The organism is Kitasatospora sp. NPDC034533 (assembly GCF_055575155.1).
This window is the reverse complement of sequence record NZ_JBVITE010000014.1, coordinates 7,403-30,885: the sequence shown is the minus strand read 5'-3', so window position 1 is coordinate 30,885 and position 23,483 is coordinate 7,403. Positions and strand designations below refer to the sequence as shown.

Here is a 23,483-nt window from a genome sequence, read left to right as displayed (position 1 = left end):
CGCTACTCCTCACCATTGCGGGCTTCGCCCGAGCGGATGACCTCGGTCATGCGGTGCGCATCGTCCAGAAGGCTGAACAGTTCGTCGTCGCTGGCCTCGTCGACACCGGCCGCGGAGCCGGTGCGTCTGGCGGTCCAGGCCGCGAGCAGTGTTTCCAGGCGGGCCGCGACGGTCTCGTGGTCGGCGTCGGCGGCTGCCGCGTCCAGGGTGGACTTGAGCCGGTCGAGTTCGGCGAGCAGGGGGTCGGGTTCGGTGCCCCGCAGCCGTGTGTGGACGAAGGCGGCGAGGCGGGCCGGGGTCGGGTGGTCGAAGACGAGCGTGGCGGGCAGGCGCAGGCCGGTGTCCGCGTCGAGCTGGTTGCGCAGTTCCACGGCGGTGAGCGAGTCGAACCCGATGTCGGTGAAGGCCTGTTCAGGCTTGACCGCCTCCGGTGAGGCGTGCCCCAGGACGAGGGCGACCCGGCCCATGACGAGTCGCAGCACGTCGGCCTGCGTCCATCCGCGGTCGACGGCCCGCCGGCGCCGGGGCCGTACCAGCTCCCGCAGCAGGGCGGGCGGGTCGCCGACTCGGCGCAGCGCCGGCAGGTCGAACCTGACGGGGGCGAGGGTGGGGGTGCCCGCCGTCAGCGCGGCGTCGAACAGGGCCAGCGCGTCCCTCGTCGGCAGCGGCCGTACGCCGGCCCTGGCCAGGCGGTGCCGGTCGACGGCGGTCAGGCCTCCGGTCATGCCGCTGGCCTCCGCCCAGTAGCCCCAGGCGAGCGACACGGCCGGCTGTCCCTGGGCGTGCCGGTGTGCGGCGAGGCCGTCGAGGTACGCGTTCGCCGCCGCGTAGTTGGCCTGGCCCGCGCCGCCCAGCACACCGGCCGCGGAGGAGAACAGCACGAACGCCTCCAGGCCCGAGGTCAGTTCGTGGAGGTGCCGCGCCGCGAGGGCCTTCGGCTCCCACACACGCGCGAACTGCTGCGGGGTGAGGGATTCCACGACGGTGTCGGCCAGCGTGCCCGCGGCGTGGATCACCGAGGTGACCGGGTGTCCGGCGAGCAGGCGGGCCACCGCCTCGCGGTCGGACACGTCGCACGCCACGAGGTCGGCGCTCGCGCCCAGCGCCGCCAGGTCGGCGGTCAGCTCGTCCGCGCCGGGGGCGTCCGGGCCGCTCCGGCTGACCAGCAGCAGGTGCCGCACGCCGTGCCGTTCGGCGAGGTGGCGGGCGATCGTGGCGCCCAGGGTGCCGGTGCCGCCGGTGACGAGCACGGTGCCCTCGGGGCTGAGCGGCGAGGGCAGCGGTTCGGTCCGCACCCGTTCGAGGCGGGGGACGTGGACGGCGCCGGCGCGGATCGCGAGCTGGGGTTCGTCGCCGGCCAGCCGGACCTCGCCGCCGTCGTCACCGTCGTCACCGTCGACCAGTACGAACCGGCCGGGGTGCTCGGTGGCGGCCGACCGGACCAGGCCCCAGACGGCGGCGGCGTGCGGGTCGACGTCCTCGCCCGGCCGAACCGGCACGGCGTTGCGCGTGGCGACCACCAGGCGCGGGGTGTCCGTGGCGAGGAAGTCCTGGATCACCCGCAGGGTCTCGACGGGCGAGGTGGCGTGGTGGACCGGGATGTCCGGCTCGGTGGTCGCCGCTTCCAGGACCGGCCACGCCACTCGGTACGGCACGTCCTGGGTGGTGGCCCCGGCCGGCCGGCGCAGGGTCAACGAGGCCATCTCGGCGAGCGGCTCGCCCGACTGGTCGGCGAGGCCGATCGCACAGGTGTCCCGGCCGGTCACGGTCAGCCGGACCCTGGCGTGCTCGGCGCCGCGCCACCGGGAGATCCCGGCGAAGGAGAACGGCATCTTCGCCCGGTCGTCGGCGACGGTCACGGTCTGGATCGCGGCGTCGAGCAGGGCGGGGTGCAGGGTGAACCCGGTGTCGCCGGGGGGTGCGGCCACCTCCGCGTAGAGAGTGTCGCCGTCGCGCCAGGCCGCCCGCAGACCTCGGAAGGCCGCGCCGTAGGCGAATCCGGCGTCGGCCAGGTCGTCGTAGAAGGCGTCGAGGTCGACGGCTTCGGCGTGCGGGGGCCACTGCCGTGCCCAGGGCTCCCGTGGTGCGACGGGTGCGGCGCCCAGGGTCCCGGTGGCGTGCCGGACCCACTCGCCGTCCGCGCGCGAGTGGACCGAGACGCCGCGCCGGCCCGCCCGGTCGGGGCCGACGGTCACGGACAGCTGCACGCCGTCCGCCACCACCAGCGGTGTCTCCAGCGTCAGGTCCTCGACCGCCGGGCAGCCGACGTGGTCGCCGGCCCGGAGCGCCAGGTCCACGAACGCCGCAGCGGGCAGCAGGGGGGAGCCCGAGATGACGTGTTCGGTGAGCCACGGCTGCGCGGCGGTGTCGAGCCGGCCCGTCAGCACCACGCCGTTGTCGTCGGGGAGTTCCATGGCGTCCCGCAGGAGCGGGTGGTCGATCCGGCCGTCACCGGTCGGTGCCGGGGTGGTGGGCTGGAGCCAGTAACGCCGGTGCTGGAAGGCGTACGAAGGCACCCGCGCACCCACCGGCGCGGTCACCGGCGGCATCCAGCCCACCGCGCCGTCCGCCCACAACCGCCCCAGCCCCGCGAACAACCGCTCCGGAGAATCACCACCCCGCCGCATCAACCCGGTCCCCACCAGCAGCGGATGCGGACCCACCTCCACGAACCCCGAAACCCCCTGACCCACCAGCCACTCCACCGCATCGGCGAACCGCACCGGCTCCCGCACCTGCCGCACCCAGTACCCCGGCTCCCCCAGGTCCACCGGACACCCCGCCACCGTCGAGACCACCGGAATCACCGGCTCACCGAACGACAGACCCCCCGCCACCCGGCCCAGCTCCTCCAACACCGGATCCATCCGCGCCGAATGGAACGCGTGACTCACCGCCAACCGCTTCACCCGGCGACCCCGGCCACGCCACACCTCACCCACCGCCGCGACCGCCGCCTCGTCGCCCGACACCACCACCGCGTCCACCCCGTTGACCGCCGCCACCTCGGCACCCGGCACCAGCGACCCCACCACCTCCTCCACCGACGCCTGAAGCGACACCATCGCCCCACCCCCCGCCAGCCCCTGCATCAACCGGCCCCGCGCCCCCACCAGCACACACGCGTCCTCCAGGCCCAGAACCCCCGCCACATGAGCCGCCGCCACCTCACCCACCGAGTGCCCCACCACGAAGTCCGGCCGCACCCCCAGCCACTCCACCAGCCGGAACAACGCCACCTCCAACGCGAACACCGCACCCTGGGTGAACCGCGTCTCCCCCAGCACCCCCTCCCCGTCCTCGAACAGCACCTCCACCGGCAGGTCCAGCAACCCACACACCTCGTCCAACACCCGGGCGAACACCGGGAACACCCGGTACAAGCGCCGGCCCATCCCCGCCCACTGACCCCCCTGACCGGAGAACACGAACGCCGACTTCCCAGGGGAGGCGGTGCCGGTGACGATTCCGGGTTCTCCACCGATCAGCGCGTCCAGGCCGGCCGGGTCCGTCAGCACGGCCCGGTGCGGGAACCGGGCCCGCGCGGCCAGGTCGGCGGCCACCTCGGCCGGTGTGACCTCGGGGTGCTCGGCGAGGAACGCGCGCAGCCTGCGGGCCTGGTCGCGCAGGGCCGCGTCCGACTTCGCCGACAGCAACCACGGCAGTGGCACGACGGGCGCGGGGGCTGGAGTTGAAGCGGCAGGGGACTCGGGCGGTGCCTCCAGAATCACGTGCGCGTTGGTGCCACTGATGCCGAACGCCGAGACGCCCGCGCGACGCGGGTGGCCGTTGTCGGGCCACGGCCGGGCCTCTGTCAGCAACCGGACGTTTCCGGACTCCCAGTCGACGTGGGAGGTCGGCACGTCGACGTGCAGCGTCGGCGGCAGTTGCCCGTGCCGCATCGCCATCACCATCTTGATCACACCCGCCACACCCGCCGCCGCCTGGGTGTGCCCGATGTTCGACTTCACCGACCCCAGCCACAACGGCTCCACCCGGTCCTGGCCGTACGTCGCCAGCAGCGCCTGAGCCTCGATGGGATCACCGAGGGTGGTGCCGGTGCCGTGCGCCTCCACCGCGTCCACCTCGGACGCCTCCAACCCGGCATTGGCAAGGGCCTGACGGATCACCCGCTCCTGCGACGGACCGTTCGGCGCCGTCAGCCCGTTGGACGCCCCGTCCTGGTTCACCGCGCTCCCCGCGACGACCGCCAGCACCCGGTGACCGTTACGGCGGGCGTCCGACAACCGCTCCAGCAGCACCAACCCCGCGCCCTCACCCCACGCCGTCCCGTCGGCCGCCTCGGCGAACGCCTTCACCCGCCCATCGGCCGCGAGCCCCCCCTGACGGGAGAACTCGACGAACCCCGCCGGCGTGGCCATCACCGTCACCCCACCGGCCAACGCCAGCGAGCACTCCCCCGAGCGCAGCGCCTGCGCCGCCAGATGGATCGCCACCAGCGACGACGAACACGCCGTGTCCACCGAGACCGCCGGACCCTCCAACCCCAGCAGGTACGACACCCGCCCGGAGGTCACACTCGTCGCCGTGCCCGTCGAGAGGTAGCCCTCCAGGTCGGGCGGCTGTGCCCCGGCACCGTAGCCCGAGGACCAGATGCCGGTGAACACGCCCGTCTGGCTGCCGCGCAACGACGTCGGATCGATCCCGGCGTCCTCGAAGGTCTCCCAGGCGGTCTCCAGCAGCACCCGCTGCTGCGGATCCATCGCCAACGCCTCACGCGGCGAGATCCCGAAGAAATCGGCATCGAACCCCGCCGCATCCGGGAGGAAGCCGCCCCAGCGCGTGTACGACCTCCCCGGACCGCCGGCCGGATCGTAGAGACGCCCCACGTCCCACCCACGATCCGACGGGAACTCTCCCACCGCGTCGACCCCACCTGCCACCAAACCCCACAGCTCCCGCGCCGAGCCGACGCCACCCGGGTACCGGGCCCCCAGCCCGACCACCACCACCGGATCACCCGGCACCGCAACCCCGACCGGCACGGGTGGGGCCGGAGCCTGGCTCCGGGCACCGACCAGGAGGCCTCGCAGGTGACCGGCCAGCGCCTCGGGGGTCGGGTAGTCGAAGGTCAGCGTCGCGGGCAGCCGTACCCCGGCGACCGCGGACAGGCGGTTGCGCAGTTCCACCGCGGTGAGCGAGTCGAAGCCCAGGTCCTTGAAGGCCCTCCCGGCGCTGACGGCCGCGGTGTCGGTGTGGCCGAGGACGGCGGCCGTCTGGCCGGTGACCAGTTCCAGGACGCGGCTGTGCTGCTCGCTCTCCGGCAGGGCCGCCAGTTCCCTGCCCAGGCCGGGCCGGTCCGTGCGCCGGACGGGCCGGGTACGGGTGAGCCGGCTGAGCAGGAGGCGGGTGGCCGCCGCCGACAGGTCGAGGTGTGCGGGGACCAGCGCGGGATCGGCTGCGCCCAGGGCCAGGTCGAACAGTGCCAGCGCCTGGTCCGTGGGCATCGGCAGCACGCCGGCGCGGGCGAGGCGCTTGCGGTCGGTGTCCGTGAGGCGCTCGGTCAGCCCGCTGGACTCGGCCCACTGTCCCCAGGCCAGCGACACGCCCGGCAGGCCCAGGGCGCGCCGGTGCACGGCGAGGGCGTCCAGGAAGGCGTTCGCCGCGGCGTAGTTCGCCTGGCCCGGGCCGCCCAGCACACCGGCGGCGGACGAGAAGAGCACGAACGCGCTCAGGCCGAGGTCCTTCGTCAGTTCGTGCAGGTGCCAGGCGGCGTCGGCCTTGGGCCGCAGCACGTGGGCGATCCGGCCGGGCGTGAGGGATTCGACGACGCCGTCGTCGAGCACACCGGCCGCGTGCACGACCGCGGTCAGCGGATGCGCGGCCGGGATCGCCTCCAGCACGGCCGCCAGCGCCTCCCGGTCGGCCACGTCACAGGCCACCACCTCGGCGTCGAAGTCCACCTCCGCCGCGTTCCTGCCGAGCAGGAGCAGGTGCCGGACGCCATGCCGGTCGCGCAGGTGCCGGGCGACGAGGCGGCCCAGTGTCCCGGTGCCTCCGGTGATCAGCACGGTGCCGTTCGGGTCGAGCGGGCCGGGTGCCGGGGCGGCTTCGGCCCGCACCAGGCGGGCGGCGTGGGCGGCGCCGTCGCGGACGACGAGCTGCGGTTCGTCCCCCGCGACGAGGGCGCGGTCGTCGGTGTCGACGAGCACGAACCGGTCGGGGTGTTCCGCCTGGGCCGCGCGGACCAGGCCCCAGACGACGCTGGACGGCAGGTCGACGGGGTCCGGCCCGACCGCCCCGCGGGTCACGACGGCCAGCCGGCCGTCCCCGTCGCGCAGGAAGTCCTGGAGCACGCCCAGCGTCTCGGCGGCGACGGCGTGCGCGGCGGCCACGGGGTCTCCCGCCGGGGGCGTGACGTGGTGGACGGCCGGAGCGTCGCCGGTGCTCTCGACGGGCACCCAGTCGAGCCGGAAGAGCTGGTTCGTCCCGGGCGCCGGCATGCCCGGCGGCCGGTGGCGCACGGTCAGCGCCTCGATCGCCGCCAGCGGCCCGGATTCGTCGGCGAGCGCCACCCGGAAGGTGTCGGGGCCGGTGGGTGTGAGGCGGACCCTGGCCGTGGAGCCGGCCTTCCGCATCGACACCCCGGCGAAGGAGAACGGCAGGCGGCCGGCCGCCAGCAGGGTCAGCGGCTGGAGCGCGGCGTCGAGCAGCGCGGGGTGGAGACCGAAGCGGTCGCGGGCGTCGGCGGGCAGCGCCACCTCGGCGTAGAGCTCGTCGCCCTGCCGCCGGATCTCGCGCACGCCCGCGAACACCGGCCCGTACTCGTAGCCCTGGGCGGCGAGGGTGTCGTAGAAGTCGGTCAGGTCGACGGGCTCCCCGGCCGGCTGCCAGGGCTCGCCGGTGTCGTACGGGTGGGGGCGTCCGGCGGTCGCCAGCGTGCCGGTGGCGTGCCGCAGCCAGCTGCCGCCGGTCCGGGAGTGCACGGTGACGGGGCGTCGGCCGCTCCCGTCCGGGGCTCCGACGGCGACCTGGACCGGCACGGAACCGTCGTCCGGCAGGACCATGGGGGCCTCCAGCACCAGTTCGTCCAGGACGTCGCAGCCGGACTGCCGTCCGGCGTGCAGGGCGAGCTCGACGAACACGGTGCCGGGCAGCAGCACGGAGCCCAGGACGACGTGGTCGGCCAGCCACGGCCGGGTGGCCGTCGAGAGCCGCCCCGTGAGCAGGACGCCCTCGTCCCCGGCCAGTTCGACGACGGCCCCGAGCAGCGGGTGACCGGCCGATTCCAGTCCCGCCGCCGACACGTCGCCCTTCGCGGCGGCCGGGTTCAGCCAGTACGGCCGGTGCTGGAAGGCGTACGTCGGCAGCGGGACGTGGTGGGGCTCGCCGGGGAAGACGGGCGTCCAGTCGACGGCCACGCCTTGCGTGTGGAGGCGCGCCAGGGCGAGGTGGAACTCCTGCCTGCCTCCGCCGCGGCGCAGCGTGCCGGTCACGACGCCGTCCATCACCGGCACCAGGACGGGGTGCGGGCTGACCTCCACGAACACGCCGTGCCGGTCCTGGGTGAGGGCCTCGACGGCGTGGTCGAAGCGTACGGGTTCGCGGAGGTTGCGGTACCAGTAGCCGGCGTCGAGGGCGGAGGTGTCGATCTCCTCGCCGGTCACCGTGGAGTAGAACGGGATCGCCCCCGAGCGGGGCCTGATGCCGGCCAGCTCGGTGAGCAACTGCTCGCGGAGCGCCTCGACTTGGGCGGAGTGGGCGGCGTAGTCGACGGGCAGGCGGCGGGCGCGCACGCCGTCCGCCTCACAGACCGCCAGCAGTTCCTCCAGCGCCTCCAGGTCGCCCGACACGACGACGGAACCGGGAGCGTTGACCACCGCCACCGTCAGCCGCCCGCCCCAGCGGGCCACCAACTCGACGGCCCGCTCGTGCCCGAGACCGACCGACACCATCCCGCCCTGGCCCGCCAGAGCCACCAGGGCCCTGCTGCGCAGCGCGACCACCCTGGCGGCGTCCTCCAGCGACAACGCCCCCGCCACGTACGCCGCCGCGATCTCGCCCTGCGAATGCCCCACGACGGCATCGGGCTCCACCCCGTGAGCCCGCCACAGCTCCGCCAGCGCCACCATCACCGCGAACAGGGCCGGCTGCACCACGTCGACCCGCTCCAGCGAACCACCGCCGGTCAGCACCTCCACCAACGACCAGTCCGTGTACGGCGCCAGCGCCGCCCCACACGCGTCGATCACCTCCCGGAACACCCGCTCCGAGCCGTACAACTCCCCACCCATGCCCACCCATTGAGCACCCTGCCCCGGGAACACGAACACCGACCGACCCGGCGAACCGGCCACGCCCGTGATGACGCGGGGGTCTCCGTCGGCGAGGGCGGCCAGGTCCGCCAGGAGGTCGGTCCGGGTGCTGCCCACCAGGGCCGCCCGGTGGGCGAGCATGGTGCGGGTGGTGGCGAGGGCCCGTCCGATCGCGGCCGAGCGGAGTTCGGGGTGGGCGGTGATGTGGTCCGCGAGCCGTCGGGCCTGGGCGCGCAGGGCGTCGTCCGTCTTGCCGGACAGCAGCCACACGGTGGGCTCCGCGGAGTCGTCCGCGGCGGGTGGTCCGGGGACTTCCTCCCGTTCGGAGGTGCCCTCCGGGAACTGCTCGATGACGACGTGGGCGTTGGTGCCGCTGGCCCCGAAGGCCGAGATGCCCGCGCGGCGGGGACGCCCCGTCTCCGGCCACGGCCGGGCCTCGGTCAGCAGCCGGATGTCACCGGTGTCCCACTCGACGTGCGGCGTGGGCTCCTGGACGTGCAGCGTCGGTGGCAACTGCCCGTGCCGCATCGCCATCACCATCTTGATCACCCCCGCCACACCGGCGGCGGCCTGCGTGTGCCCGATGTTCGACTTCACCGACCCCAGCCACAACGGTTCATCCCGCCCCTGGCCGTACGTCGCCAGGAGTGCCTGGGCCTCGATGGGGTCGCCGAGCGTCGTCCCCGTACCGTGCGCCTCCACCGCGTCCACCTCGGACGGCTCCAGCCCGGCGTTCGCCAGCGCCTGACGGATGACGCGTTCCTGGGAGGAGCCGTTGGGCGCGGTCAGCCCGTTGGACGCCCCGTCCTGATTGACCGCCGACCCCCGCACCACCGCCAGCACCCGGTGACCGTTGCGACGGGCGTCCGACAACCGCTCCAGCAGCACCAACCCCGCGCCCTCACCCCACGCCGTACCATCGGCCGTCGACGAGAAGGGCTTGCACCGGCCGTCAGGGGCCAGGGCACGCTGGCGGGAGAACTCCGTGAACTGGAGCGGGGTCACGCTCACGGTCACCCCGCCGGCCAGGGCGAGTGAGCACTCCCCCGAGCGCAGCGCCTGTGTGGCGAGGTGGATCGCCATCAGTGACGAGGAGCAGGCGGAGTCGACGGACACGGCCTGGCCCTGGAGGCCCAGCAGGTAGGAGACCCGGCCGGAGGTGATGCTCGGCGAGATGCCGGTGGCGAGGTAGCCCTCGGTGTCGGGCGGTGCCTGGTCGGGGCTGCCGACGTAGCCGGAGGACCAGATGCCCGTGAACACGCCCGTCTGACTGCCCCGCAACGACGTCGGATCGATCCCCGCGTCCTCCAGCGTCTCCCACGCCGTCTCCAGCAGCACCCGCTGCTGCGGATCCATCGCCAACGCCTCACGCGGCGAGATCCCGAAGAAATCGGCATCGAACCCCGCCGCATCCCTCAGAAACCCACCCGACCGCGTGTACGACGTCCCCGGATGATCCGCGTCCGGATGGAACAACCCCTCAAGATCCCACCCCCGATCACCCGGAAACCCCCCGATCGCATCCACCCCACCCGACACCAGACCCCACAACTCACCCGGCGACCCCACCCCACCCGGCAACCGGCACCCCATGCCCACGATCACCACCGGATCGGCCCCACCACCCGCCGACACCTCCGGCACCACCGCCGCCGTACTCCTGTCCCGACCGGAGAGTTCGGCCGCGAGGTGGTCAGCGAGGTCGGCGGGGGTGGGGTGGTCGAAGACGAGGGTCGCGGGCAGCCGCAGGCCGGTGGCGCCGGCGAGGCGGTTGCGCAGTTCCACGGAGGTCAGGGAGTCGAAGCCGAGGTCGCGGAAGGCGAGTCCGGGGGTGATCGCGGCGGTGTCGGAGTGGCCGAGGACGGTGGCGGTGTGGGCGGCGACCAGGGACAGCAGGTCCGAGGCGGGGGCCTTGGGCGTCGGCAGGGACTGCGGCATCGAGAGGTCGGCCGTGGTCAGCGCGGGTCGTCCGGCGGCGAGCGCGGTGTCGAACATGGCCAGGGCGCGTTCGGTGCCGATGGGGCGGATGCCCTGGCGGGCGAGGCGTCGGCGGTCGGCCGCGGTGAGGTGGGCGGTCATGCCGCTCTCCTGCTCCCAGTGGCCCCAGGCCATCGACACGGCGGGCAGTCCGAGGCTCTGCCGGTGTGCGGCGAGGGCGTCGAGGTAGGAGTTCGCGGCGGCGTAGCCGGCCTGGCCGGCGTTGCCGAGGACACCCGCGGCGGCGGAGAACAGCACGAAGGCGGCGAGGTCGTGCTCGCGGGTCAGCTCGTGCAGGTGCCAGGCGCCGTCGACCTTGGGGCGCAGCACCCCGTCGAGGCGCTCCGCGGTCAGCCGTTCCACCACGGTGTCGTCGAGCACGCCGGCCGCGTGGACGACGGCGGTGAGCGGATGTTCGGCCGGGATCGAGTCCAGGACGGCCGCCAGCGCGTCCCGGTCCGCGACGTCACAGGCCTCGACCCGCACGTCGACGTCCCCTTGCGGCTGCTCCAGATGCGGCACCGCTCCGCCGCCGCGGCTGACGAGCAGCAGGTGCCGGACCCCGTGGCGGGACACCAGGTGCCGGGCGACGGCCTGGCCGAGGGTGCCGGTGCCGCCGGTGATCAGCACGGTGCCGTCGGGGTCGATCGGCCGGGGGACGGTGAGGACGATCTTGCCGGTGTGGCGGGCCTGGCTCATCAGCCGGAAGGAGTCGACGGCCTGGCGCAGGTCCGCGGCGGTGACCGGCAGCGGCTCCAGCGTCCCGTCGGCGACCATCGCCACGGCCTTGGCGAGGATGGCGCCCTGCCGCGCGGGGTCGACGTCGTTGAGGTCGAAGGCCCGGTAGACCAGGCCCTCGGGTGAGCGGACGTCCGTCTTGCCCAGCTCGACGAACCGTCCGCCGTCGGCGAGCAGCCGCAGGGAGGCGTCGGTGAGTTCTCCCGCGAGGGAGTTGAGGACGACGTCCATGGCCGGGAACCGGTCGGCGAACCGGGTGTCGCGGGACGAACCGATGTGGTCGTCCGCCAGCCCGAGGCGCCGCAGGGTGTCCCACTTGGCGGGGCTCGCGGTGGCGAAGACCTCCGCGCCGCTGTTCAGGGCCAGCCGGATGGCGGCCATGCCCACACCGCCCGCGCCGGAGTGGACCAGGACCCGGTCACCGGGGCGCAGTTCGCCGAGGTCGAACAGCCCGTACCAGGCGGTGGTGAACGCGACGGGCACCGACGCCGCCTCGGTGAAGCTCCAGCCGTCGGGGATCGCCGTCAGGAGCCGGTGGTCGGTGACCGCGCGCGGCCCGAAGGCGCCGGGCACCATTCCCATGACGCGGTCGCCCGGCCGCCAGGCCGTGACGCCGGGGCCGACCTCCAGGACGGTGCCGGCCGCCTCGCCGCCCAGCGGGGGCCGGTCCGGGTACACGCCGAGGGCGATGAGCACGTCGCGGAAGTTCAGGCCGGCCGCTCGTACGGCGACCCGCACCTGTCCGGGTGCCAGCGCGGGCTCCTGCCAGGGCGTCAGGGCCAGGTCGTCCAGTTGGCCGGTGCCGGGTTCGCTCAGCCGGTACGCGCCGTCGGGGGCGGTCAGTTCGGGCGCGTACCTGGCCTGGCGCGGTACGAGGACGCCGTCCCGGCGCAGGGCCAGTTCGGGTTCGTCTCCGGCTGTCATGGCGGCCCGGACCGCGTCCTCCTCCGACGCGTCGCCCAGGTCGACCAGGACGAACCGGCCGGGGTGCTCGGCGGCGGCGCTGCGGACCAGGCCGCGGACGGCCGCGCCGGCCACGCCGCGGGTCAGGACGGCCAGGCGTGCGGCGGCCCGCTCGGGCCGCTCGGGCCGCTCGGGCCGCTCGGCCAGGAAGTCCTGGACGAGCGCGCGGGCCCGCTGGACGAGGGCGTGCACGGAGTCCGCGTCGGCGCCCGCGGTGAGGACCGGGCTGGGCACCACCTCGGTCGGTGTGCTCGCGGTGAGGGGCACCCACCGGGTGTGCAGCACCGCGGCCCGGGCCTCGGCGGCCGGGCGGACGGTCAGGCCGGTGATGTCCGCGACCGGGTCGCCGGACAGGTCGGTCAGGGTCGCGCGGTAGGTGTCGGTGCCCGTGCGGGCCAGGTGGACCCGGGCGGAGGACACGCCGGTGGTGTGCACGGCGACGCCGGAGAAGGAGAACGGCAGCCGGACCCGGGTGTCGGGGCTGAGCAGGATCAGCGGCTGGAGCGCGGCGTCCAGGAGCGCGGGGTGGATGCCGAAGCGGGCGCCGTCGGGGACGGCCACCTCGGCGTACAGGTCGTCCTCGCCGCGCCACAGCTCCCGCACGCCCCGGAACGCCGGTCCGTACTGGTATCCGAGTCCGGTGAGGAAGGCGTAGAACCCTTCGGGGTCCACGGGTTCGGCGTTCCTCGGGGGCCAGTCGAGGCGGCCGGCCGTCACCTGGCCGCCGAGGGTTCCGGACGCGTGGCGGACCCAGCCGTCGCCGCCCTTGGAGTGGACGGTGACCGGGCTGCGGCCGGCGTCGTCCGGGGCGCCGACCGAGACCCGGATGTCCGTGGGCGTGTCCGAGAGCGCGAGGGGCAGGTGCAGGACCAGGTCGTCGACCGTCCCGCCGGCCAGGGCGGCGAGTTCGAGGAAGGCGGTGCCCGGCAGCAGGACCGTGCCGTCGACGGCGTGGTCGGCCAGCCAGGGGTGGGTGCGGGTGGAGACACGGCCGCTGTGCACGGTGCTCCCGTCGGGCAGTTCGACCGTGGTGCCCGCCAGCGGGTGCCCGGTGCCGTGGTCGCCGGCCGCGGGGGTGAGCCAGTAGGTGCCGCGCTGGAAGGCGTAGCTCGGCAGCCTGACGCCGTGCGGGCGGTCGTGCGGCCAGGTCACGGCGACGCCCTGGACGTGGAGGCGGGCCAGGGCGGTGTGGAATTCCCCGATGCCGCCGTGGTCGCGGCGCAGGGTGCCGGTCGCCACGCCGTCCAGGTCATGCGTCAGCACCGGGTGCGGGCTGGCCTCCACGAACACCTCGTGGCCGTCGGCCGTGAGCTTGGCGGTGGCCAGGTCGAACCGTACGGGTTCGCGCAGGTTGCGGTACCAGTAGCCGGCGTCGAGGCCGGAGGTGTCGACCGGCTCACCCGTGACCGTGGAGTAGAACGGGACCGCCGCCGGGCGCGGTGCGACGTCGGCCAGCTCGGTGAGCAGCCGCTCGCGGACCGCCTCGACCTGGGCCGAGTGCGCCGCGTAGTCGACGGGGATGGCGCGGGCGCGCACGCCGTCGGCCTCACAGGCCGCCAGCAGTTCGCCCAGGGCCCCGGGTTCACCGGACACGACGACGGTCGAGGCGGAGTTGACCACCGCGACGGTGATCCGGTCGCCCCAGGGGCTCAGGTATCCGGCGGCCTCGTCCGCGGAGAGCGCGACCGAGACCATGCCGCCGTGTCCGGCCAGGGCGACCAGGGCCCTGCTGCGCAGTGCGACCACCTTGGCGGCGTCCTCCAGCGACAGCGCCCCCGCCACGTACGCCGCCGCGATCTCGCCCTGCGAATGCCCGACGACGGCATCGGGCTCCACACCGTGGGCCCGCCACACCTCCGCCAGCGCCACCATCACCGCGAACAAGGCGGGCTGCACCACGTCGACCCGCTCCAGCGAACCACCGCCGGTCAGCACCTCCACCAGCGACCAGTCCGTGTACGGCGCCAGCGCCGCGTCACACGCGTCGATCACCTCCCGGAACACCCGCTCCGAGCCGTACAACTCCCCACCCATGCCCACCCATTGCGCACCCTGACCCGGGAACACGAACACCGACCGACCCACCGGACGGGCCGTCCCGGTCACCAGACCCGGCACCGACCGGCCCTCCGCCAGGGCGTCCAGGGCCTCGGCGGTGCCCACCACCACGGCCCGGTGCTCGAACGCGGTGCGGGCGGCCAGAGCACCCCCGACCGCCGCCGCGCTCACCTCGGGGTGGTCGGCGGTGAACGCGCCCAGCCGGCGTGCCTGCTCCCGCAACGCCGCCTCGGACCTCGCCGACAGCGGCCAGAGGACCTGGTCGTCCGCGCGCCCCCGGGGAGGGGCTGCGGAGGAGTCGGTCCCGGCGGGCCGTTCGAGGACGCTCTCCTCGATGATGACGTGGGCGTTGGTGCCGCTGATCCCGAAGGCGGAGACGCCGGCCCGCCGTGGCCGCCCGGCCACGGGCCAGGCGACCGGTTCGGTGAGCAGGCGGACCGCGCCGGAGGCCCAGTCGACGTGCGGGGTGGGCGCGTCCACGTGGAGGGTCCGCGGCAGCTGCCCGTGCCGCATCGCCATCACCATCTTGATCAGGCCGGCCGCTCCGGCCGCCGCCTGGGTGTGGCCGATGTTGGACTTCACCGAGCCCAGCCACAGCGGCTCGTCCCGCCCCTGGCCGTACGTCGCCAGGAGTGCCTGGGCCTCGATCGGGTCGCCGAGGGTGGTGCCGGTGCCGTGCGCCTCCACCGCGTCCACCTCGGACGGCTCCAGCCCGGCGCCGGCGAGGGCCTGACGGATCACCCGCTCCTGGGAGGGGCCGTTGGGCGCGGTCAGGCCGTTGGAGGCGCCGTCCTGGTTGGTGGCGGAGCCTCGGACGACCGCCAGCACCTCGTGGCCGTTGCGGCGGGCGTCGGACAGGCGTTCCAGCAGCAGCAGGCCGGCGCCCTCGGCCCAGCCCGCCCCGTCGGCCGCGGCGGCGAAGGACTTGCTGCGGCCGTCGGGCGCGCTCGCCCCCTGCCGGGACATCTCGGTGAACAGCGTGGGCGCCGCGTTGACGGTGACGCCGCCGGCCAGGGCCAGGGAGCACTCTCCCGAGCGCAGCGCCTGAGCGGCCAGGTGCAGGGCCACCAGGGACGACGAGCAGCCGGTGTCCAGGGAGAGTGCCGGGCCGAGCAGGCCCAGCTGGTACGCCAGCCGGCCGGACCCCACGCTGGACGCGGTGCCGGTGACCTGGTAGCCCTCCAGGTCGTCGGGGACCGGCCCGGTGGCGTAGCCGGTGGACCAGATGCCGGTGAACACGCCGGTGGACGTGCCCTCCAGCGCGGTCGGGTCGATACCGGCGTACTCGATGGTCTCCCAGGCGGTCTCCAGCAGGATGCGCTGCTGCGGGTCCATGGCGAGCGCCTCGCGGGGCGATATCCCGAAGAACGCCGCGTCGAAGTCGCCGGCGGCGTCGAGGAAGCCGCCCCGGGAGGTGCTCGACGTACGGGGGCGCCTTCCCGTCGGGTCGTACAGGCGGTCGAGGTCCCATCCCCGGTCGGTCGGGAAGTCGCCGACCGCGTCCCCGCCGTCCGCGACCAGCCGCCACAGATCCTCGGGGGTGGCGATGCCTCCGGGGTAGCGGCAGCCCATGCCGATGACCGCGATCGGCTCGTCCGTCGCGGCCGGGGCCGGGGCCTGCGGCGCGTCCGGCTCGCCGGACTCGCCGGACAGGTGGGCGGCCAGCCGTGCCGGGGTGGGGTGGTCGAAGACCAGGGTGGCGGGCAGCCTCACCCCGAGCGCGGCGGTCAGGCGGTTGCGCAGTTCCACCGCGGTCAGCGAGTCGAAGCCCAGGTCCTTGAACGCCTGCCGGGGGTCGAGCCGCTCGGGGGTGGCGTGCCCCAGCACCCCGGCGACGTGAGTGGTGATCAACTCCAGCAGGTCGGGGCCGCCGGCGGGGGGCGCGGGCCGGGGGGCCCGCGGCCGGCTGTGGGTCTCGGGCAGGTCGCGCAGCAGCCGGCTCGGCCGCGCGTGGGTGTAGGCGCGGGCGAACTGTGCCCAGTCGGCCTCGGTGACGACCGCGAGGGCCTCGTCGTGGTCGAGGACGTCCTGCAACGCGTCGAGTGCCCGGCCCGGGTCCAGTTCGCCGAGGCCGAGCAGGGCGCGCTGGCGCTGCACGGGCTCCAGGGCCGCCATGCCGCCCTCGGCCCAGATGCCCCACGCGACGGAGGTCGTGGCGCGGCCCCGGGCGCGGTGGTGTGCGGCCAGGGCGTCGAGGAAGGCGTTGCCGGCGGCGTAGGCCGCGCCGTGGCCGTCGCCCCACACGCCCGCGGTGGAGGAGAACAGCACGAAGGCGTCGAGGTCCGGCAGGAGTTCCGCCAGGTTCGCCGCCCCGGCGACCTTGGCCGTGACGACCTCGGCGAACTCGGCCGGTGTCGTGTCGGCCAGCCTGGTCGCCCTGATCACTCCGGCGGTGTGGAAGACCGCGCGGACGTCGCCGACGCGCTCGACGAGGTCCCGGAGGGCGTCCCGGTCGGCCACGTCGCACGCCGCGACCGTCACCCGCGCCCCCGCCGCCTCCAGTTCCTCCCGCAGGCCGGCCGCGCCGGGTGCGCCGGGGCCGCCGCGGGAGACCAGCACGAGGTGCTCCGCGCCCTGCCGCGCCAGGCGGCGGGCCACGTGCCCGCCGAGCGCGCCGGTGCCGCCGGTGACCAGCACCGTGCCGGCCGGCCGCCAGGGCCGCGCGGCCGGGCCCGGTGCGGCCTTGCGCCGCAGCCGCTTGGCGAAGCGCCGGGCGCCGCGGATCGCCACCTGGTCCTCGCCCGTGTCGGCGAGCACGAGGAGCAGCGCGTTCACGCTCTCCTCGTCGGGCGCGGCGGGAAGGTCGACCAGGCCGCCCCAGCGGTGCGGGAACTCCAGCGCCGCGGACGCGCCGGTGCCCCACGCCAGGGCCTGGGCCGGGCTGGTGACCGGGTCGGTGCCCGAGATGCTCACGGCGCCGCTGGTCGCGCACCACAGCGGGACGGCGGCCGTCCTCACCGGGCCCGGGCCGTGCGCCGGGTCCAGGGTGCGGATCAGGTCGAGGGTGCGGACCAGGCCCGCCGGGAGCACCGGGTGGTCGGGGTGCGGCTGCTCGTCCAGCGCCAGCAGCGACAGCACACCGTCCGGCCCGGGCCGGGCGTCCCCGGTGCCGGCCGCGTCCCGGGTGCCGGCCGCGTCCCAGCTGTCGGCCACCGCGAAGCCCCGTTCGCGCAGGGCCTCGGCCCACGGGTGCCCGGCCGGGGCCAGGACGAGCCAGCGCTCCGGGTCCACCGGGGCCGCGGCAGCGCTCGTCGGCGCCCACGCCACCTCGTACCGCCAGTCGTCCCGGGGCGCCGGCGGGGTCGCGGTCACCCAGTAGGGCTCGCGCTGGAAGGCGTACGTGGGCAGGTCCGCCCGGGGTGCGGTGCGGGGCAGGACCGGATTCCAGTCGACGTCGGCACCGGCGGCGTAGAGGCGTCCCGCCGCGGCGAGGAACTCGGTGAGGCCGCCGTGGTCGCGGCGCAGTGTCCCGGTGGCGGCGACCTCCAGCGCGGGCACCAGCACCGGGTGCGGGCTGACTTCCAGGAACAGGTCGTGACCGTCGGCGGTGAGCTTGGCGGTGGCCAGATCGAACCGTACGGGTTCGCGCAGATTGCGGTACCAGTAGCCGGCGTCGAGGGCGGAGGTGTCGACCGGCTCACCGGTGACCGTGGAGTAGAACGGGATCTCCGCCGAGCGGGGCGTGAGGTCGGTCAGTTCGGTGAGCAGCCGCTCGCGGATCGCCTCGACCTGCGCGGAGTGGGCGGCGTAGTCGACGGGCAGGCGGCGGGCGCGGACGCCGTCGGCCTCGCAGGCCGCCAGCAGTTCGTCCAGCACGTCGAGGCCACCGGACACCACGACCGCCGCGGGGCCGTTCACCACGGCGGTGGTCAGCCGCTCGCCCCAGCGGGCCAGGTAGCCGGCGGCCTGGTCGACGGACAGCGCGAGGGACACCATGCCGCCCCGGTCGGCGATGACGGTCAGGGCTCTGGACCGCAACGCCACGACCTTGGCGGCGTCCCGCAGCGACAGCGCGCCGGCGACGTACGCGGCGGCGATCTCCGCCTGGGAGTGACCGACCACGGCGTCCGGCCGCACGCCGTGGGACCGCCACAGGTCGGCCAGCGCCACCATGACGGCGAACAGGGCCGGCTGGACCACGTCGACGCGGTCCAGCGAGCCGTGGCGCAGTTCGTCGACCAGCGACCAGTCCGTGTAGGGGGCCAGGGCGGCGGCGCAGGCGTCGATGGCGGCGCGGAAGACCTCGGACTGCTCGTACAGGTCGCGGCCCATGCCCGCCCACTGCGCCCCCTGTCCGGGGAAGACGAACACCGTCCCGCCGGTACGGGCCGGCAGGCCCGGCAGTCCCGTCGGGAGCGCGGCCAGGCCGGACAGCAGGCCGTCCCGGTCGGCGCCGGCCACCGCCGTCCGGTGCTCGAACCGGGTGCGGGCGGCCAGTGCCCGGCTGATCGCGGCGGCCGGGACGTCGGCGTGGGCGGTCGCGTACGCGTGCAGCCGCTCGGCCTGGGCGCGCAGCGCGGCCTCGCTCTTCGCCGACAGCAGCCAGACGGTGGGGGCGGCCGGGTCGGCGGGTTCGGGGAGGTGGCCGGGGTCCGGGTCGGAGGACTGCTCGATGATCAGGTGGGCGTTGGTGCCGCTGATGCCGAAGGCCGAGATGCCGGCGCGGCGCAGGTGCTCGTGCTCCGGCCACGGCCGGGCCTCGGTGAGCAGGCGGACGGCGCCGGACGCCCAGTCGACGTGCGGGGAGGGGGCGTCCACGTGCAGGGTTCGCGGGAGTCGCCCGTGGCGGATCGCCATGACCATCTTGATCAGGCCCGCGACGCCGGCGGCGGCCTGGGTGTGGCCGATGTTCGACTTCACCGAGCCCAGCCACAGCGGCTCGTCCCGGTCCTGGCCGTAGGCGGCCAGCAGGGCGTGGGCCTCGATGGGGTCGCCGAGGGTGGTGCCGGTGCCGTGGGCCTCCACCGCGTCCACCTCGGACGGCTCCAGCCCGGCGTTCGCCAGGGCCTGACGGATCACCCGTTCCTGCGACGGACCGTTGGGCGCGGTCAGCCCGTTGGACGCCCCGTCCTGGTTGACCGCGCTTCCCGCGACGACCGCCAGCACCCGGTGGCCGTTGCGGCGGGCGTCCGACAGGCGTTCCAGCAGCACCAAGCCGGCGCCCTCGGCCCAGCTGGTGCCGTCGGCCGCGGCGGCGAAGGGCTTGCTGCGGCCGTCCGCCGCGAGGCCGTGCCGGCGGGAGAACTCGGTGAAGCCCAGCGGTGTCGCCATGACCGTGACACCGCCGGCGAGCGCCAGCGAGCACTCGCCCGCGCGCAGGGCCTGGGCGGCCAGGTGGACGGCGACCAGGGACGACGAGCAGGCGGTGTCCACGGACAGCGCCGGGCCGCGCAGCCCGAGGTGGTAGGCGACCCGGCCGGAGGTGACGCTGGTCGCGACGCCGGTGAACAGGTAGCCCCCCAGGTCCTCCGGCAGGCCCGGCCCGGTCGCGTAGCCGGACGACCAGACGCCGGTGAACACGCCGGTGTGGCTGCCGCGCAGCGAGGCCGGGTCGATCCCGGCGTGCTCGAAGGTCTCCCAGGCCGTCTCCAGCACGATCCGCTGCTGCGGGTCCATGGCGAGCGCCTCGCGGGGCGAGATGCCGAAGAACGGGGCGTCGAAGCCGGCCACCGCCTCCAGGAAGCCGCCCCGGGCGGTGTACGTGGTGCCCGCGCCGCGCGGCTGCGGGTCGTACAGGCCGCCCAGGTCCCAGCCCCGGTCGTCAGGGAAGTCGCCGATCGCGTCCCCGCCCTCCGCGACGAGCCGCCACAGGTCGTCCGGCGAGGCCACCCCGCCGGGGAAGCGACAGCCCATCCCCACGATGACGACCGGGTCGTCGGGGGCGGACGTGGCGGCGGGGGCCGGCCGGTCGCCGGGGCCGGTGCGCAGCCAGTCGATCAGCTCCGCGGGCGTCGGGTGGTCGAAGACGAGACCGGAGGGCAGCCGCCGGTCCAGGGCGCCGGCGAGGCGGTTGCGCAGTTCGAGGCCGGTGACCGAGTCGAAGCCGAGGTCCTTGAAGGTGAGCGCGGGATCGATGTCCGCGGGGTCCTCGTGGCCCAGCACGAGCGCGATCTGCGCGGTGACCACGGCGGCCGGGTCGACCGTGTCGTCCGGCCCCGGGTCGCCCGGGTCCGTGCCGCCGTCCGGCCGGCCGGGCGCGGCGGTCTCCGCCGCGGCGGCCTGCGCCGCGTGCGCGCCCGGGCCGGCCGGGAGCTGTCCGCCCGGCCCGGTGGTCGCGCCGGGCAGCCAGTACGAACGGCGTTGGAAGGCGTACGTGGGCAGGTCGACCGGCGCGGCCTCGCCGACGGCCGGGGACCAGTCGACCGGCACCCCGGCCACGAACAGCCGGGACAGCGCGGTCAGGAAGGCGTCAGGCCCGCCCCGGTCACGGCCCAGCGTGCCGGTGGCGACGCCGGACGCGCCCGTCCGCTCGCGGTCCTGTTCGAGGACCTGTTCGAGGACGGGCAGCAGCACCGGGTGCGGGCTGACCTCGACCACCACGTCGTGCCCGTCCGCCAGCAGGGCGGCGGTGGCCAGGTCGAAGCGGACCGGCTCGCGCAGGTTGCGGTACCAGTAGCCGGCGTCGAGCTCCGTGGTGTCGTCGAGGAGGCCGCCGGTGACCGCGGAGTAGTACGGGATGGTGCCCCGCCGCGGCCGCACCCCGTCCAGTTCGGTGTGCAGCCGCTCGCGGATCGCCTCGACGTGCGCGGAATGCGAGGCGTAGTCCACCGGGACGACGCGTGCGCGGACACCGTCCGCCGCGCAGGACTCGGCCAGTTCGGACAGGGCCCGCGTGTCGCCGGAGACCACGACCGAGCCCCCGCCGTTGACCACGGCGACCGTCAGCGCGTCACCCCAGCGCGACACGTGGTCCTCGGCCCGCTCGGCGGACAGGGCCACGGAGACCATGCCGCCCCGGCCGGTCAGCGCCACCAGCGCGCGGCTGCGCAGGGCCACGATCCTGGCCGCGTCGGAGAGCGACAGCGCGCCCGCGACGTACGCCGCGGCGATCTCGCCCTGTGAGTGCCCGACCACCGCGTCGGGCTCGACCCCGAAGGAGCGCCACAGTCGTGCCAGGGACACCATCACCGCGAACAGGGCGGGCTGCACCACGTCCACGCGGTCGAGCGGGGCGCCGTCCAGGACGTCGGCCAGGGACCAGTCCGTGTGCGGGGCCAGGGCCCGGGCGCACTCGTCCATGGCGGCCCGGAACACGGGGTACGCGGCGTACAGCTCCCGGCCCATGCCGACCCACTGCGCGCCCTGGCCGGGGAACACGAAGACGGTGCGGCCCGGGGTGCCGGCCCGGCCGGCGGCGACCTGGACGGAGTCGAGCAGGACCGCGCGGTGCGCGAAGCGGGTCCGGGTGGTGGCCAGCGCGTGGGCGACCTCGGCGCCGGTCAGGTCCGGGTGGCTGCGCACGTGTTCGCGCAGGCGCTCGATCTGCGCTCGGAGCGCCTGCTTGGTCCGCGCCGTGACGATCCACGGCGCCGGACCGGCCCCGGGGGCGGGCCGCCGGGCCGGCGGGGCGGCCGGGTAGGGCGCCTGCTCGACGATCACGTGCGCGTTGGTGCCGCCCATGCCGAACGACGACACGCCGGCGAGCAGGGGCGCGTCCGGCCGCGGCCACGGGGTCAGGGCGGTCTGGACCCGCAGCGCCAGTGCGTCGAGGGGGATGCCGGGGTTGGGGGTCTCGTGGTTCAGGCTCGGCGGCAGTGCCCGGTGGTGCACGCTGAGGACGGCCTTGAGCAGACCGACGATGCCCGCGGCGCCTTCCAGGTGGCCGACGTTCGTCTTGGCGGACCCGACCCGCAGGGCGTCCGCGTCGCCGGCCTCGGCCGGGTCGCGGTAGGCCGCGCCGAGGGCGGCGGCCTCGACGGGGTCGCCGACGGCGGTGCCGGTGCCGTGCAGCTCCACGTACTGGACGTCCGCGGGACGCACTCCGGCGCGGGCCAGCGCTTCCTGGATGACCTGTTCCTGGGCCTGGGCGCTGGGCACGGTCAGGCTCCGGGTGGCGCCGTCGTTGTTGACCGCGCTGCCCCGGATGACGCCGTAGACGCGGTCCCCGTCGGCCAGGGCCCGGTCCAGCGGTTTCAGGACGACGAAGGCGCCGCCCTCGCCGCGGACGAAGCCGTTGGCCCGGGCGTCGAAGGTGAAGCAGCGGTCGTCCGGGGACAGGCCGCCGAACTCCGCCGCTCCCTCCTCGCGGGCGGCGGTCAGGTTGAGGTTCACCCCGCCGGCCAGGGCGAGCGCCGACTCGCCGCGGCGCAGGCTCTCGACCGCCAGGTGCACGGCGACCAGCGCCGACGACTGGGCCGTGTCGACCGTCATGCTCGGTCCGCGCACGCCGAGAAAGTGCGAGACGCGGTTGGCGATGACGCCCCGGCTGGTGCCGGTCAGCGTGTGCGGGGTGATGTGACCGGGGTAGGCCAGGGACGTGTAGTCCTCCCACATCGAGCCGACGAACACCCCCGTCGGACCGCCCGTCAGCGTGCTCGGCACGATCCGGGCGTCCTCCAGTGCCTCCCAGGCGAGTTCGAGCATGAGCCGCTGCTGCGGGTCCATGCCGGCGGCCTCGCGCGGGGACACCCCGAAGAACGCCGCGTCGAAGCCGTCCACCCGGTCCAGGTAGCCGCCGTGCCGCACGCCCTGTCTGCCCGCGGGCGGCGCGGTGATCGCGTCGGTCCCGTCGCACAGCAGTCGCCAGAACGCCTTCGGATCCGGGGCTTTCGGCAACCTGCCCGCCATTCCGATGACCGCGATACGACCAGCGTCCGAATCCAGGGGGAAGCGCATCACATCGACACCTCGTGAGCCGGGGAATGAAGGAAGGCGGGGTGTTTCCGTAGCAGTCCCGATGGTGCGGCCCCGACCGCACGGGCGGCCGGATCATCGAGCGCGCGGGCAGCCCGGCGACCCGGTGGTATCGACCCCGGACTCGGCCGCGCTTCAGGCGCCTGGATCAGTGGAGCGGTCCCCGGGAGCGACGGCGTCGGCGACGCTCCCCGAGGAGATGCACTGGTGAGCTGAGCATTGGGGCCGGGGCGGTGATCGTCCGCGGCGCGAACGAGCATGGCAGCAACATCACGCCATCGCCATAGGCCACGCGAAGGCTGTCTCAAACGAGGCACATCACAACGTCATATGCCCTGCATGACCGAGGCGTCCCGTGGCGAGATCCAACCGTGTCCCGGGAAACGCGTCGTTTCTCACGGACGGCCCGTCGCGGTGCGGCCGGCGGACCCGGCGACGAATCCGCCGGTGAACCTGCCGGTGCCGTCACGGTAGTTCGTCCACACCCCGCGCCGCCGAACCCGGGCCGGGTTCACGGGCACCGTCGACGCCGCCGGTGACAACGCCCTAGAATCCCATCCGCACTCGCGCGGCAGAACGTCCTCGACCGTCATCCGGCCACCCGGGAAGACCCCGCAC

General features: G+C 75.1%; 1 protein-coding gene. It reads right to left on the bottom strand.

The genetic code is table 11. From position 1 onward, the window contains the following. Positions 1-2: 2 nt before the first annotated feature. On the bottom strand, positions 3-22,847 hold the full coding sequence (locus tag ACZ55U_RS13080; RefSeq protein ID WP_465525575.1) for an SDR family NAD(P)-dependent oxidoreductase: 22,845 nt from the start codon (positions 22,845-22,847) through the stop codon (positions 3-5). Between the last annotated feature and the right edge of the window lie 636 nt (positions 22,848-23,483).

Excerpts from the sequence above, each read along its gene's own strand:
- ACZ55U_RS13080 (WP_465525575.1), bottom strand. The coding sequence starts at position 22,847 with ATGCGCTTCCCCCTGGATTCGGACGCTGGTCGTATCGCGGTCATCGGA.